Annotated in this window: 15 protein-coding genes; 9 read left to right on the top strand and 6 right to left on the bottom strand. The window is 74.6% G+C overall.

The annotated features are described in order from the left end of the window. Positions 1 to 1,409: acyl-CoA carboxylase subunit beta (locus GTW08_RS28875; RefSeq protein ID WP_161152788.1), on the top strand; the 1,409-nt coding region annotated here is incomplete at its 5' end. Positions 1,410 to 1,422: 13 nt separating this feature from the next. Here the strand turns inward: GTW08_RS28875 and GTW08_RS28870 are convergent. After that, complete coding sequence (locus GTW08_RS28870) at positions 1,423 to 2,232, bottom strand: MerR family transcriptional regulator (protein ID WP_073578070.1); 810 nt, start codon at positions 2,230 to 2,232, stop codon at positions 1,423 to 1,425. Between the two features lie 87 nt (positions 2,233 to 2,319). Between GTW08_RS28870 and GTW08_RS28865 the strand changes: the two genes are divergently transcribed. From GTW08_RS28865 to GTW08_RS28855, 3 genes are read left to right on the top strand one after another with little or no spacing between them, the layout of a single operon-like run. Next, positions 2,320 to 3,378: a ferredoxin reductase gene (locus GTW08_RS28865; RefSeq protein ID WP_100880069.1), complete on the top strand. Its 1,059-nt coding sequence runs from the start codon at positions 2,320 to 2,322 to the stop codon at positions 3,376 to 3,378. A 29-nt stretch (positions 3,379 to 3,407) separates the two neighbouring features. Then, entirely contained in the window at positions 3,408 to 4,589 is a 1,182-nt protein-coding gene (locus tag GTW08_RS28860) for a fatty acid desaturase family protein (RefSeq protein WP_161152787.1), read from the top strand. A gap of 38 nt (positions 4,590 to 4,627) precedes the next feature. Further along, the gene (locus GTW08_RS28855; RefSeq protein WP_161152786.1) at positions 4,628 to 5,059 is read left to right on the top strand and encodes a hypothetical protein; all 432 of its coding nucleotides are present in this window, start codon (positions 4,628 to 4,630) and stop codon (positions 5,057 to 5,059) included. A gap of 13 nt (positions 5,060 to 5,072) precedes the next feature. Here GTW08_RS28855 and GTW08_RS28850 read toward each other — a convergent pair whose 3' ends face one another. Continuing rightward, on the bottom strand, positions 5,073 to 5,453 hold the full coding sequence (locus tag GTW08_RS28850; RefSeq protein WP_073578067.1) for a nuclear transport factor 2 family protein: 381 nt from the start codon (positions 5,451 to 5,453) through the stop codon (positions 5,073 to 5,075). A 141-nt stretch (positions 5,454 to 5,594) separates the two neighbouring features. Between GTW08_RS28850 and GTW08_RS28845 the strand changes: the two genes are divergently transcribed. Continuing rightward, a complete protein-coding gene (locus GTW08_RS28845; RefSeq protein ID WP_346009988.1) occupies positions 5,595 to 6,401 on the top strand; it encodes a helix-turn-helix domain-containing protein in 807 nt (268 codons plus the stop codon). 7 nt (positions 6,402 to 6,408) lie between these two features. On the opposite strand, the gene GTW08_RS28840 is transcribed toward GTW08_RS28845, so the two are convergent. Together GTW08_RS28840 and GTW08_RS28835 are read right to left on the bottom strand one after the other, a co-directional pair. Then, on the bottom strand, positions 6,409 to 7,584 hold the full coding sequence (locus tag GTW08_RS28840; RefSeq protein ID WP_253068031.1) for an acyl-CoA dehydrogenase family protein: 1,176 nt from the start codon (positions 7,582 to 7,584) through the stop codon (positions 6,409 to 6,411). Between the two features lie 90 nt (positions 7,585 to 7,674). Further along, on the bottom strand, positions 7,675 to 8,550 hold the full coding sequence (locus GTW08_RS28835; RefSeq protein ID WP_073578065.1) for an alpha/beta fold hydrolase: 876 nt from the start codon (positions 8,548 to 8,550) through the stop codon (positions 7,675 to 7,677). Between the two features lie 66 nt (positions 8,551 to 8,616). Between GTW08_RS28835 and GTW08_RS28830 the strand changes: the two genes are divergently transcribed. Then, a complete protein-coding gene (locus tag GTW08_RS28830; RefSeq protein ID WP_073578064.1) occupies positions 8,617 to 10,590 on the top strand; it encodes a TIGR03960 family B12-binding radical SAM protein in 1,974 nt (657 codons plus the stop codon). Beyond that, complete coding sequence (locus GTW08_RS28825; protein WP_073578063.1) at positions 10,583 to 11,131, top strand: GNAT family N-acetyltransferase; 549 nt, start codon at positions 10,583 to 10,585, stop codon at positions 11,129 to 11,131. The genes GTW08_RS28830 and GTW08_RS28825 overlap by 8 nt, the downstream gene beginning before the upstream one ends. Here the strand turns inward: GTW08_RS28825 and GTW08_RS28820 are convergent. Both GTW08_RS28820 and GTW08_RS28815 read right to left on the bottom strand, forming a co-directional pair. Next, positions 11,074 to 11,562, bottom strand: a complete 489-nt coding sequence (locus GTW08_RS28820) for a hypothetical protein (protein ID WP_073578062.1) — start codon at positions 11,560 to 11,562, stop codon at positions 11,074 to 11,076. The two genes, GTW08_RS28825 and GTW08_RS28820, sit on opposite strands and share 58 nt — an antisense overlap. Before the next feature lie 77 nt (positions 11,563 to 11,639). Beyond that, positions 11,640 to 12,455, bottom strand: a complete 816-nt coding sequence (locus tag GTW08_RS28815) for a class I SAM-dependent methyltransferase (RefSeq protein WP_073578061.1) — start codon at positions 12,453 to 12,455, stop codon at positions 11,640 to 11,642. A gap of 91 nt (positions 12,456 to 12,546) precedes the next feature. Between GTW08_RS28815 and GTW08_RS28810 the strand changes: the two genes are divergently transcribed. Together GTW08_RS28810 and GTW08_RS28805 are read left to right on the top strand one after the other, a co-directional pair. Next, complete coding sequence (locus tag GTW08_RS28810) at positions 12,547 to 13,365, top strand: TIGR03936 family radical SAM-associated protein (RefSeq protein WP_073578060.1); 819 nt, start codon at positions 12,547 to 12,549, stop codon at positions 13,363 to 13,365. Positions 13,366 to 13,533: 168 nt separating this feature from the next. Beyond that, a partial coding sequence (locus GTW08_RS28805) for a translation initiation factor IF-2 N-terminal domain-containing protein (protein WP_202417842.1) occupies positions 13,534 to 13,843 on the top strand: 310 nt, incomplete at its 3' end.

Genomic DNA, 13,843 nt, shown 5'->3' with positions numbered 1-13,843 from the left:
GCCGGCGGTCGGCGGGGCGGCGCACCGCCCGGGAGAACGTCGCCGACCTGCTCGACCCCGACAGCCTCGTCGAGTACGGCGCGCTGACCCTGGCGGCGCAGCGGGCCCGGCGCAGCACCGCCGAGCTCGTCGCCCGCACCCCCGCCGACGGGATCGTCACCGGCACCGGGACCGTCGGCGGACGCCCGGTCGCCGTGCTGGCCTACGACTACACCGTGCTCGCCGGCACCCAGGGCGTGCTCAACCACCGCAAGACCGACCGGCTCCTCGAGCTCGCCGAGCGCGACCGGCTGCCGGTCGTCGTGTTCGCCGAGGGCGGCGGCGGGCGGCCGGGGGACACCGACACCTCCGCCGTCACCCAGCTCGACGTGCCGACCTTCCGGCTGTTCGCCCGCCTGCGTGACCGGGTCCCGACCGTCGCGGTCGTCGCCGGCTACTGCTTCGCCGGCAACGCGGCCCTGGCCGGGGCCTGCGAGCTGATCGTCGCGACCGAGGGCAGCAGCCTGGGCATGGGCGGCCCGGCGATGATCGAGGGCGGCGGGCTCGGCGTCGTCGCCCCCGGTGACGTCGGCCCGATGCCGGTGCAGTGGGCGAACGGCGTGGTCGACCTGCTCGTGCCCGACGACCGGGCCGCGGCCGCCGCGGCCCGCCGGTACCTGCGCCACGTCGCCGGGGACCCGGTGGCCGGCGGGCACGCCGACCAGCGGCTGCTGCGCCACCTGGTGCCGGAGAACCGGCTGCGCGCCTACGACGTCCGCCGCGTCGTCGACACCCTGTGCGACACCGGCTCCGTCGTCGAGCTGCGCGGCGGGTTCGGCGCGGGGCTGGTCACCGCACTGGCCCGGCTCGACGGCCGCGCCGTCGGCGTGATCGCCAACGACCCCGAGCACCTCGGTGGCGCGATCGACGGCGACGCGGCGGACAAGGCCGCCGCGTTCCTGGCGCTGTGCCAGGCCCGCGGGCTGCCGGTCGTGTCGCTGTGCGACACCCCGGGGTTCATGGTCGGCCCGGACACCGAGCGCACCGCGACCGTCCGCCGGTTCGGGGCGATGTTCGTCGCCGGCGCACGGCTGACGGTGCCGCTGGTGACGGTCGTGCTGCGCAAGGGCTACGGCCTCGGCGCGATGGCGATGGCCGGCGGCGACCTGCACGCGCCGGTGCTCACCGTGGCCTGGCCGACCGGCGAGTTCGGCGGGATGGGCCTGGAGGGTGCGGTCCGCCTCGGCTTCCGCGACGAACTGGCCGCGATCACCGACGAGACCGCGCGGCGGGCCCGCTACGACGAGCTCGTCGCCGGGTACTACGAGCGGGGCAAGGCGCTCGGCGTGGCGACGGTGTTCGAGATCGACGACGTCATCGACCCCGCCGACACCCGGGCCGTGGTCTCCCGCGCGCTGCGCGGGCGCTGACCGGCGCCGGTGGTCAGGACGGCTCCGCCCCGTCCGTGGACGGCTCCGCGGCGTCGGGTGCGACCGTGGGACCCGCGCTCGTGGTCTTCACGTTGCGCACGATGTCGCGGCCGAAGGTGACGTCGACCCGCTCGGCCACGGCCAGCTCCAGCACGGCGATCATGACCTCGCCGGAGATGCGGCGCATCCGCTCGATCGTCTCGTAGACACGCGGCCACTGGTCGTCGGGACGGCCCTCGGCGTCGAAGGGCTGCCAGATCTCGCCGAGGAACAGATCGACGTAGAGCCGGGCGACGGCGTCGGCGTGCTTGCGCAGCTGCTCGACGACGTCGAGCGAGCGGGTGATCGGGATGCCGAGACCGGTCAGCTCGGCCGCGGCGTTCATCAGCCGCGGGCTGATCTCCTCGTAGGTGTCGTCGCCCAGCTCGCGCAGCAGGCCCATCTTGACCCCGCGCTTGGCGACGCCGACGTCGGTGCTCTCGTACCGTTCGGCGAGCTCGGCGAGGTGCACGATCTGCCGGTCCTCGGGCGCGAACAGCGCGCGGACGGTCCGGATGAACTGCACGACCTGCTCGGTGGAGCCACCGGTGGTGTCGAGCAGCTTCTTGATCGTGTCGAGCTTGACGCCCTCGTCCTGCAGGTCCTGGATCAGCTCCAGACGTGCCGCGTGACCGGGGCCGTAGTAGCCCGTCCGGGCCTTGACCTGCGGCGGGGGCAGCAGCCCCCGGGACTGGTAGGCGCGGATGTTGCGCACCGTGACACCGCTGGACCGCGCCAGCTCGTCGATGGTGCGCCAGTCCGCCGACTCCGGGTCCTCGACCATGACACGGAGAATAACAGGCGAGCATGTGACACAGGATCCAGGCGACCCCGGTTGCTATGTGACATCGAGCAGTGCACTGTTGATGTCATGTTCCGATCCGCTCCTGGCACGACCTCGCGCCGCCGGGGCCTGCTGGCCGCCGCGAGCGCCCTCACGACCCCGCTGCTGCCCGAGGACTTCCTGACACTGGTCGACCCGCTCTGGTCGACCACGTCGCTGCGCGGCCGGGTCGTCGCCCGTCGCCGCGAGACCGGCCGTGCGGTCTCGGTGACCATCGAGCCCGGGCGCGCCTGGGCCGGGCACCGCGCCGGCCAGTACGTCGGCATCGGCGTCGAGGTCGACGGCGTCCGGCTCACCCGGAGCTACTCGCTGACCTCGCCCGAGGACGCCGAGCACCTCACCGTGACCGTGCAGGAGGTCGACGGCGGCGCCGTGTCGCCGACCCTGGTCCGCGACCTGCCGATCGGCACGATCGTCGAGCTCGACCAGGCGGCGGGCGGTTTCGTCCTGCCCGACCCGCTCCCGGAGAAGCTGCTGTTCGTCACCGCGGGCAGCGGCATCACCCCGGTGATGGGCATGCTGCGCACGCTCGACCGCGCCGGGACGATGCCCGACGTCGTGCTCGTGCACGGCGCCCGCACGTCGGAGGACACGATCTTCCGCGCCGAGCTGGCCGGCCTCGCCGCGCGGCACCCGTCGCTGCGGGTCGTGCTGCGCCACAGCGCCGTCTCCGGGCGGCTCGACCCCACGACCCTCGACGCCGCCGTCGCGGACAGGGCCGACCGGGCCGTGTACGCCTGCGGCCCCGACGGCCTGCTCGACGCCCTGGAGGGTGCCTGGGACGGCGTCACCGCCGAGCGCTTCACCCCGCCGGCCCGCGCCACCGAGGGCACCGGCGGCACCGTCGACCTCGGCGGCGACGACGTCGTCGTCGAGTCCGGCCAGAGCCTTCTCGAGGCGGGGGAGGCCGCCGGGAAGCTCATGCCCAGCGGCTGCCGGATGGGCATCTGCTTCGGCTGCGTGCTGCCGCTACGCGAGGGCCGGGTGCGCGACCTGCGCACCGGCGAGGCGCACGGCGAGCCCGGCGACCTGGTCCAGACCTGCATCAACTCCGCGTGCGGGCCCGCCCGCATCGACCTTCCCTGATCCACCCGCTCCGACCGAAGGAGGTCCTCATGACCGCCGTCCTGGAGAACCCCACGCACGCCGAGCCCGGCCCGGAGGAGACCGGCCGCGAGCAGCACCCGCAGCGCCCGGTGCTGGAACTCGTGCCGTCGTCGCGCCGCGAGGACGTGGCCGCGACCACCGACCTGACCGCCGAGCAGATCGAGGAGCTCGGCCGTCGCCTCGACGCGATCCGTGACCGGGTCCTCGCCGAGCGCGGCGCCTCGGACGCCGAGTACATCCGTGGCGTCATCCGCAAGCAGCGGGCGCTGGAGATCGGCGGCCGCGCGCTGCTGTTCGCCGGCGTCCTCCCCCCGGCCTGGATCGCCGGGACCGCCATGCTCTCGATCGCCAAGATCCTCGAGAACATGGAGATCGGGCACAACGTCATGCACGGCCAGTGGGACTGGATGCGCGACCCGAAGATCCACTCGTCGACCTGGGAGTGGGACAACGTCTCGTCCTCGGCGGAGTGGAAGCACTCGCACAACTACATGCACCACACCTACACCAACGTCGTCGGCAAGGACCGCGACGTGGGCTACGGGATCCTGCGGCTGTCCGAGGAGCAGCGGTGGACGCCGTACTACCTGGGCAACCCGCTGTACAACTTCCTGCTCAGCCTGTTCTTCGAGTACGGCGTCGCGCTGCACGACCTCGAGGTCGAGAAGGTCGTGGCGGGGCAGAAGCCGCTGAGCCGGGTGTGGCAGCAGATCAAGTCGATCGGCCGCAAGACCGGTCGCCAGATCCTCAAGGACTACGTCGCGTTCCCCGCGCTGGCCGGGCCGTTCTTCCTGCCGGTGCTCGCGGGCAACCTCACCGCGAACCTGGTGCGCAACGTCTGGACGCACGCGGTCATCTTCTGCGGCCACTTCCCGACCGGAGCGGTCCAGTTCACCGAGGAGCAGCTGGAGGACGAGAGCCGCGGCGAGTGGTACGTCCGCCAGCTGCTGGGCTCGGCCAACCTCGACGGCGGCCGGTACTTCCACCTGATGACCGGCCAGCTGTCCTTCCAGATCGAGCACCACCTGTTCCCGGACCTGCCCAGCAACCGCTACGCCGAGATCGCCCCCGAGGTGCGGGAGCTGTGCCGGGAGTACGGGCTGGAGTACACGACCGGGCCGCTGTGGAAGCAGTACATGCAGGTCCTGGGCATGATCAACCGACTGGCCCTGCCGAACGGGAAGCGCTGATAGCTTCCGATCCGTCCGGATCGGCGGAGGGGGCGGTCGTGCGGCACCTGGTGGGGATCCTGGTCGGGCTCGTCGGGACGGCGGTGGCGCTGCTCGTCGCCGGTGCGGGGATGGGCATCGCCTACGAGTCGATGATGCGGATGGACCTCGACCGGGTCCCCGCCGGCTCGGGCCTGCTGCTCGTCGGCGGGCTGCTCCTGGGCGCGGTGGTGCTCGCCGCCCGCCTGTCCCCGGGTGCACCGCTGACCGGGGCCGTACTGCTCCTGGCCGGCTCGGCGTGGACGCTGATCGACCCGCAGGCCCCGTTCGCGCTGGGCCGGGGGCTCGGCTACCTGCTGAGCCTGCAGTACGGGATGCTCCTGGCCGGGCTTCTGGCCGTGGCCGCGTTCATCGTCCCGCGGCGGCGGGCCGAACCCGGCCCGCCGCCGTCCTGGGCGCACGGCCCGTCGTCGGGGCCGGTCGTCCACTGACCGGCCCGGCCCGCTACAGGGCGGGGACGACGTCGAGGAAGCCGTGCACCTGCGCGATCCGGCCGTCGCCGTCGGTCACGATGACGTCGAACCCGACCACCGGAGGCTCGGCGCCCGCCGCGAAGACCTCCGGCGGCGCCGCCTGCCAGCGGAACCGCGCCCGGTCGTGGTGCGCGTCGACCTCGCCGTGCAGCCGGAACTCGAACCCGGCCAGCTTCTCCCGGGCCGCGCCCAGGAACCCGGCGACGCCGTCGTGCCCGGTGACGTCGGCGAGCGGGTCGGTGTAGCGGACGTCGGTGGTGAACAGCTCGGCGACGCGGGCCTTCCGCGCCGTCGGGTCGGCCTCGTCGAACGCCGCGACGTAGCGCTCGGCGAGGGCGGTGAAGTCGGTCATCCCTACCTCCTGGGTGGTGCGGTTCGGACCTCATCGAGCCTGCTGCCACCGCCGCCGCGGCGCGATGACCTGCGGGGTAACCGGATCCGCCTACCCCGCAGGTAGTCGTCGCGACGCCCGGGCCCGGCTAGCGTCGGCCCGGTGAGCCACACCGACGTCCGTCCGGCCCGCACCGCGGGACCGGGGGAGATGCTGCGGTTCTGGCGGGGCCGCCGCCGGCGCAGCCAGCTCGACCTGGCGCTCGCGGCGGGGGTCTCGGCGCGGCACCTCAGCTTCGTCGAGACCGGCCGATCGGGCGCGAGCAGGGAGCTGCTGGGCGCGCTCGCCGACGCACTGGAGATCCCGCTGCGGGAGCGGAACGCGCTGCTCCTGGCCGCCGGCTACGCCCCCGCCTACACCGAACGGTCGCTCGACGACCCGGACCTCGGACCCGTGCGGGAGGCGCTGGCGCGGCTCGTCGCCGCGCACGACCCGTACCCGGCCCTCGTCGTGGACCGGTGGGGCGACGTCCGGCTCGCCAACGCCCCGGCCTCGGCGCTGCTGAGCGGCCTCGACCCGGCCGTGCTCGGGCCGCCGCCGAACGTGCACCGGGTCTGCCTGCACCCCGCCGGGCTCGCGCCGCGCATCCGCAACCTCGCCCAGTGGCGGGGGCACCTGCTGCACCGGCTCGAACGGCAGGTGCGGATGACCGCGGACCGGCGGCTCGTCGCGCTGCTCGCCGAGTGCCGGGACTACCCCGCACCCGAGGGGACCGCGCTGCCGTCGCCGGGCTCGGACGTGCTGCTGCCGCTGGTCCTCGACACCGACGACGGCACGCTGAGGTTCCACTCGGTGGTCTCGACCTTCGGCGCACCGCACGACGTCACCCTCGCCGAGCTGGCGCTGGAGACCTTCCTGCCCGCCGACGACGCCACGCGCGCCGCCCTCACCGCCCGCGCCGGCCGGTGAGCCCCGCTCAGCCCGCGACGCCCGGGGACAGCGACAGCACCGGCACCGTCCCGTTCAGCGCGAAGGCCCCGACCACCTGCTGCTTGTAGACGATCGGGTTGTGCACGGCGAGGGTGCGCGCGTTGCGCCAGTGCCGGTCCAGCGCCCGGTCGACGTCGACGGTGGACGCGCCGCCGACCTCGAACAGCTCCGAGGTCGCGTCCAGCACCAGCTGCGGCACCGTCGACTGGGCCCGGTACACGTCGAGCTCGGCGGCCGGGCCGTGGCCGGGCTCGGACAACGCCCGCTCCAGCGAGGCGGCCGCGGCGTCGACGACGGCGGCGACGGTGAACGCGGCCGCGTCGACCTTCCCGACGACCTGCTGTACCAGCGGGTCGTCCCTGGGCAGGTCGGCGTTGCCGTAGGGCCAGTTGCGGCGCCGGTCGCGGACGTAGGCGGCGGCGTCGTCGGCGGCGCGGCGGGCGATCCCGGCCAGCGCCGCCAGCTGCACCAGCTGCAGGAACCCCTGCCGGACCGGCTGGTGGGCATCGGTCGGCGCGGGCCGCACCTGGGCCGGGTCGACCTCGACCGCGGTGAACCGGGTCGTGCCGCTGGCGGTCAGCTTCTGCCCGAACCCGCGCCAGTCGTCGACCCGCTCGACACCGGGCGCGGAGGTCTCCACCAGCACGCTCACCCGGCTGCCGTCCTCGTCGAGCGCGACGACGTCGACGAGGTCGGCGTAGAGAGTGCCGGTGCAGTAGAACTTCTCGCCCTCGAGCAGCAGCCTGTCCCCGTCGCGGCGCAGCACCGTGGTGGAGGAGTTGCGCACGACGCCGCCGCGCTCGGAGATGGCGTTGCCGACGAGCCTGCCGGCCGCGACCTGCTCCAGCCGACCGCGCAGCACCGGGTCGTCGGCGGCACCGGCCGACCACAGCTCGGCGAACAGCAGGTGCGTCCGCAGCGCCTGCGGGATGTTCGAGTCCGCCGCGCCCAGCTCGACGAGCAACGCGAACAGCTGACGCAGCGACGCCCCCGCGCCGCCGGCCTCCACCGGCAGCCGGACAGCGCCGAACCCGGCGTCGCGCAGGGCGGCGATCTCGTCGACGGGCAGCCTGCGGCTCAGCTCGCGCTCCACCGCGCCGGCGGCGATCTTCTCGAACAGCGGGCGGAACCGGGCGTGCAGCTCGGCGTCGGTCACGGGCACGGGGGTCTCCTGGGAGTTCGGGGACGCGCGTGGGGAGCAGGTCGGCGCCAGCGTAGGTGCCCGGCCCGCCGGTCCGCCGTGACCCGTGCCTCAGCGGGCGTGCGCCCGGGAGGCGGTCCGCACGATCCCCTCGACGAGCTCCGGCCAGACCCACCGCGGCAGGTCGTGGCCCATCCCCGGCACCTCCACCAGCTCGGCGCCCGGGACGGCCGCGGCGGTCGCACGGCCCCCGTCGGGGCGGATGACCCGGTCCGCGCACCCGTGCAGTACCAGCGCCGGGCAGGTCAGCGCCCGCAGGTCCGCGGTGCGGTCCCGCTCGGCGACGATCGCCGCCAGCTGCCTGCCGGCCCCGCTGCCGTCGCCGGTCTCGCGGGCCTGCGCCCGCCGGAACGTGACGCGGACGTCCTCGTCGTCCACGGCGGTCCGGTCGTGGGAGCCGATCCGGCGGAACGACCGGACCAGGCCCTCGACCGGGTCCGCGGGCGGCGGGCGCAAGAACTCCGGGATCATCCGCGGTGCGGTCCGCCCGGTGCCGTCGCCGGGGCGGCCCATCACCGAGGTCAGCGACCGGACCAGGCCGGGGTGGCGGATCGCGGTCTCCTGGGCGACCGAGGCCCCCAGCGAGGCGCCGACCACGTGCGCCCCGGACGGCGCGACCCGGGCGATCAGTCCGCCGGTGTCGTCGGCCATGTCGGCCAGGGTGTAGACCGGCCGGGCCCGGCGCGTCAGGAACCCCCAGGCCGAGATCCCGGGGCCGGACAGGTGCGTCGAGCGGCCGACGTCGCGGTTGTCGAACCGCACCACCCGGAACCCGCGGCCGGCCAGGGCGGCGCAGAGGTCGTCGCGCCACCAGTCCAAGGACAGACCCAGGCCCATCACCAGGACCACCACCGGGTCGGCCGGGTCGCCGAAGGACTGGTGGCACAGCCGGACCGCGCCGACGTCGGTGTACTGCTCGGGTTCCACACCCCGCGTTCGGCCGGACGCGACCCGCCGGTTCGTCCCGAACGGACGTGGCTACCCTGGTGCAGCGTGGCACCCACCTCCGTATTCCCCGCCCTGGAGCCGATCCTGCCCCGCGTCGCCAAGCCGGTGCAGTACGTCGGCGGTGAGGGGAACTCGCAGGTCAAGCCGTGGGACTCCGCGGCCGTCCGCTGGGCACTGCTCTATCCGGACGCCTACGAGGTCGGCCTGCCCAACCAGGGCGTCCAGATCCTGTACGAGGTCCTCAACGAGCGCGCCGACGCACTGGCCGAGCGCTGCTACGCGGTCTGGCCCGATCTCGAGGCCCTGATGCGCGAGTCGGGGGTGCCGTCGTTCACCGTCGACGCCCACCACGCGGTCGGTGACTTCGACGTCCTCGGCGTCTCCTTCTCCACCGAGCTCGGCTACACCAACCTGCTCACCACGCTCGACCTGGCGGGGATCCCGCTGCACGCCCGGGACCGCGACGAGAGCCACCCGGTCGTCGTCGCCGGTGGGCACGCGGCGTTCAACCCGGAGCCGGTCGCGGACTTCGTCGACGTCGCCGCGCTCGGTGACGGCGAGGAGGTCGTCGGCGACATCACCGACGTCGTGCGGGACTGGAAGGCGCAGGGACGCCCGGGCGGGCGCCGGGAGCTGCTGCTGCGGCTGTCGTCGACGCCCGGCTGCTACGTGCCGTCCCTCTACGACGTGACCTACGCCGACGACGGTCACATCGCCGCCGTCACCCCGGCCGACGAGCGGGTCCCCGCGAGCGTGCAGAAGCGCACCACGATCGAGCTGGACGACTGGCCGTACCCGAAGAAGCCGCTGGTCCCGCTGGCCGAGACCGTGCACGAGCGGGCCAGCGTCGAGATCTTCCGCGGCTGCACCCGCGGCTGCCGGTTCTGCCAGGCCGGGATGATCACCCGCCCGGTGCGGGAGCGGTCGCTGCAGGGCGTCGGCGAGATGGTCGACGCGTCGGTGCGCGCCTCCGGTTTCGACGAGGTCGGCCTGCTGTCGCTGTCGAGTGCCGACCACTCCGAGATCGCCGAGATCACCAAGGGCCTCGCCGACCGCTACGAGGGCACCAACACCTCGCTGTCGCTGCCGAGCACCCGGGTCGACGCGTTCAACATCGACCTGGCCAACGAGATCTCCCGCAACGGCCGCCGCTCGGGGCTGACCTTCGCCCCCGAGGGCGGCTCCGAGCGCATCCGCCGCGTGATCAACAAGATGGTCTCCGAGGACGACCTCATCCGGACCTGCGCCGAGGCGTTCTCCCAGGGCTGGCGGCAGGTCAAGCTGTACTTCATGTGCGGGCTGCCCACCGAGACCGATGAGGACGTCCTGGAGATCGCCGGGATGGCCTACCGGGTGATCGAGGCCGGGCGGAGGGCGTCGGGGCGCAACGACGTCCGCTGCACCATCTCCATCGGCGGGTTCGTCCCGAAGCCGCACACCCCGTTCCAGTGGGCCGCGCAGTGCCACCCCGAGGTCGTCGACTCCCGGCTGCGCAAGCTGCGCGAGGCGGTCAACGCCGACCGGAAGATCGGCCGCAACATCGGCATGCGCTACCACGACGGCGAGCCCTCGCTGATCGAGGGACTGCTCGCCCGTGGCGACCGCCGGGTCGGCGCCGTCATCGAGAAGGTCTGGCGCGACGGCGGCCGGTTCGACGGCTGGTCCGAGCACTTCTCCTACCGCCGCTGGGTCGACTCCGCCGCCGAGGCCCTGGAGCCGCAGGGGGTGTCGCTGGACTGGTTCACCACCCGCGAGCGCGACGCCGACGAGATCCTGCCCTGGGACCACCTCGACTCCGGCCTGGAGCGCGACTGGCTCTGGGAGGACTGGCAGGACGCGCTCGACGGCCGCGAGCAGGACGACTGCCGCTGGACGCCGTGCTTCGACTGCGGCGTCTGCCCGTCCACGGGTACCGACATCGAGGTCGGCCCCAGCGGGACCACCCTGCTGCCGCTGACCGTGGTCAACCCGACGGCCTCGGCCGCGGGGCCGCTCGGGGGCGCACACCCGGGTGGCTGAGAACGGACTGTCCTCGATCCCGGACCCGGCCGTCGCCGACGCCGACGGGTCCTCCTGGGAGTACGGCGGCAGACGCCTGCGGGTCCGGGTCGCCGACGAACGCGACGTCGCCGCGCTCGCCCGGCTGCGCCGCCTCTGGCTGGAGGAGCGCGCCGGGCGGCCGGTCGAGGACCCGTCGTTCGCCGAGTCGTTCGCCGCCTGGTGGCGGGTCGAGCAGCCGCGCCGGGCGTTCTGGGTGGCCGAGGCGGGCAGCGACCGCGCCGGGTGGACACCGGTCGGGTCGATCAACGTGCTGGAGACCGTGCAGATGCCCCGCCCCGGGGGCCGTGGCACGCGCACCGGGCAGGTCGGGAACGCCTTCGTCCTCGCCGCGTTCACCGAGGCGGGGGTGCCGCGGGTGCTGCTGTCGGCGGTCGTCGCGCACGCCAGGGCCCGCGGGTACCGGCGGCTGATGCTCGCCCCGACCGCGGGGAGCGCCGCGTTCTACCGGCGTGCCGGGTTCCGGCCCGCCGGCGACGCGCTGCTGGTGCTGGAGCAGTAGGTCTGCTGGAGCAGCCGACCGGAACGTGCGAGATCGCGCCGGCGGCCGTGCAGCCAGGCGGCGAACTCCGGCACGTCTGGCTCGCGGCCCTCCAGCAACGGGAGCGTCGCCTCGCCGAGTGGCCAGAACCGCGGCCGCCGCCCGGCCAGGACGTCGAACACGTCCACGACGGTCCCCGCGACGGGTTCGACGCGCAGGGGATCCCCGCCGAGCCGTACGGCACCCCCGGTGGCCCGCCGCGCCCGGCTGAGCGTCCACCGCAGCGCCGCCCCCGGATCGCCGGCGTCGGGGAACAGGAGCCCCACGGCGCGGCAGCGCGGGACCGGGCCGCTGCTGCACAGCACGAGCGCCAGCAGCGCCCACGGCTTGCGGCCCCGGACCGGGTCCACACCGCCCGCACGGGGCGGGCCGAGCAGCCGGACGACGGTCACACGGCACCTCCCTGTCCGCGGGGAGGGAGGATGACACCGCCGCCGTGCCGCCGGAACCGGCCGTTCGGCCCCTCCTGTCAGAGGCGAACGGCCGTGACCAGCAGGTATTCGGATTCCCAGTGGTCGCCGGTCCGGGTGGCGGTCAGGTGGTCGAGGAACGCGGTGTCCAGCTCCGCGGTCCGTTCCGGGTCGTCGGCGATGCGGGCATACGTGGTGACGATCGGCCCGTAGCGCTGCTTCCACCAGTCGCGGAACGCGGCGGGGGAGTCGGTGACCGCGAACCGGGCGGACCCGAGCGAGGTGTGCAGGTCCCGCACACCGTCCCCGAGCAGCGTGCGGAGGTACGCCTCGTCGCCCCAGCGGACCGGGGGAGACGCCCCGGGCGGCGGGGCGGGCACGAACGGGCGCAGCGTCGCGAGCAGCCCCCCGACGAACCCTCCCGGGGCCCAGGCGAGCAGCGCGATCCGGCCGCCGGGGCGGCAGACGCGCAGCAGCTCGGCCGCCGCCCGCTCGTGGAACGGGGCGAACATCACCCCCACGCAGGACAGCACGACGTCGAACGCGGCGTCGGGGAAGGGCAGCGCCTGGGCGTCGGCCTCGACCCACTCGAGCGCGGCCCCGCGGTCCGCGGCGAGCCGCGCGCCGACGGCGAGCAGCTCCGGGGTGAGGTCCGCGGCGACGACGTCCGCGCCACGCAGCGCGGCCGGGACGGCCGCGTTGCCGGTGCCCGCGGCGATGTCGAGCACCCGGTCGCCCGGGCCGACGGCCGCCGTGTCGACGACGACCTCGCCGAGGCCGGGGATCAGCTCCGCGGCGACCGCGGGGTAGTCGCCGGAGGCCCACACGGCGCGGTGGGCCGCGCCGAGCGTGCCGAGGTCGGGGATGGTGGACATGGTGGGTGCTCCTTCCGGTCCGCCGGTCGCGCCGAGGATGCGCGCGGGCCGTGTGCCCGACCGTGTGCACGCCCCTCCTAGACTCCGGCGCATGGCGCGCGTGAAGGCAGGAGCTGCGGCGAACCCGGCACCCCCGACGGTGCAGCGGATCCGCCTGCGCTTCGCCAAGCGCGGCCGGCTGCGGTTCCTCTCGCACCGCGACGTGGCCCGCAGCTTCGAACGCGCGGTCCGCCGGGCCGGTGTCCCGGTCTCGCACTCGCACGGCTTCAGCCCGCACCCGCGGCTGTCCTGGGTCGGTGCCGCCCCGACCGGGGCGGCCAGCGAGGCCGAGTACGTCGAGATGGGGCTGACCCGCGAGGTCGACCCGGAGCTGGTCCGGGAGGCCATGGACCGGGCGCTGCCCGACGGGCTCGACATCGTCGCGGCGGCGGTCGCGACGCCGCCCGCGCTGGCCGACCGGATCGACGCCGCCCGCTGGCGGCTCGAGATCCGCGGGCTCGACCCCGCCGAGGTGCGGTCCGCGGTCGAGCGGTTCCTCGCCGAGACCTCGGTCGTGGTGACCCGGGTGACCCCGTCCGGGCGCAAGGAGATCGACGTGCGCGCCGCCGTCGTGACTCTGTCGGTCGAACCGCAGGTGAACGGCACACCGGCCGATCATGACCCGTCCGGGGCGGCGGGTTCCCCGGGTTCGGTCACCGACTGTGCGATACTGACGGCGGTCGTACGGCTGACGACACCGACCGTCCGACCCGATGACGTACTGGGCGCGCTCACCGTCGTCGCAGACCTGGCGCCGCCGGTACCGGTGACGGCCACCCGGTTGGCGCAGGGCCTGCTCGACGACGGGGGCGACCTGGTGGATCCGCTCGGTGCGGTCCCGGCGACCCGGGCCCGGCCGGACGGTTCCTGACACGGACGGCACTTCCCGCCTCCGGTCCGGCGTCGAGCACCATCCCCGAAGACCGGGGAGCGACACCAGATGTGCCGTACCGCGCAACCCGCGCGAGCTGCGGAACGTACGCGCAAGGTCCCTGAGCGGCCGCCTCCGACGTGAGGCGCCCGGGGGCGAAGGAGCTGAATGTCCGTGAACGACGCGCCCGCCGGTAGCACCGGCGGGCTCTCCGAGCTGCCGGAGAAGATGCGGGTCCATGCCCTGGCCAAGCTGCTGGGCACGGCGAGCCGCGATGTCCTGGCGACCCTGGTCGGTCTGGGCCAGGAGGTCCGTAGCGCCCAGTCCAGCATCACCCGTGCGACGGCCGAGCAGGTCGTCGCGGCGCTGCGCCCGGTCACGGACGCCGCCGGGGCCACCTCCCCGGACCCCACCGACGGGGCCGAGCCCGCCGGGGCGGAGGCCGCCCCCGCGGCCGACACGCCGGACGCCGCACTCG

This window comes from Pseudonocardia sp. SID8383, assembly GCF_009864975.1.
Taxonomy (GTDB): Bacteria; Actinomycetota; Actinomycetes; order Mycobacteriales; family Pseudonocardiaceae; genus Pseudonocardia; species Pseudonocardia alni.
The sequence above is the reverse complement of the archived record's forward strand: the minus strand, read 5'-3'. Positions and strand labels throughout refer to the sequence as shown.

Excerpts from the sequence above, each read along its gene's own strand:
- GTW08_RS28870 (WP_073578070.1), bottom strand. The coding sequence starts at position 2,232 with ATGGTCGAGGACCCGGAGTCGGCGGACTGGCGCACCATCGACGAGCTG.
- GTW08_RS28865 (WP_100880069.1), top strand. The coding sequence starts at position 2,320 with ATGTTCCGATCCGCTCCTGGCACGACCTCGCGCCGCCGGGGCCTGCTG.
- GTW08_RS28860 (WP_161152787.1), top strand. The coding sequence starts at position 3,408 with ATGACCGCCGTCCTGGAGAACCCCACGCACGCCGAGCCCGGCCCGGAG.
- GTW08_RS28850 (WP_073578067.1), bottom strand. The coding sequence starts at position 5,453 with ATGACCGACTTCACCGCCCTCGCCGAGCGCTACGTCGCGGCGTTCGAC.
- GTW08_RS28815 (WP_073578061.1), bottom strand. The coding sequence starts at position 12,455 with ATGTCCACCATCCCCGACCTCGGCACGCTCGGCGCGGCCCACCGCGCC.
- GTW08_RS28810 (WP_073578060.1), top strand. The coding sequence starts at position 12,547 with ATGGCGCGCGTGAAGGCAGGAGCTGCGGCGAACCCGGCACCCCCGACG.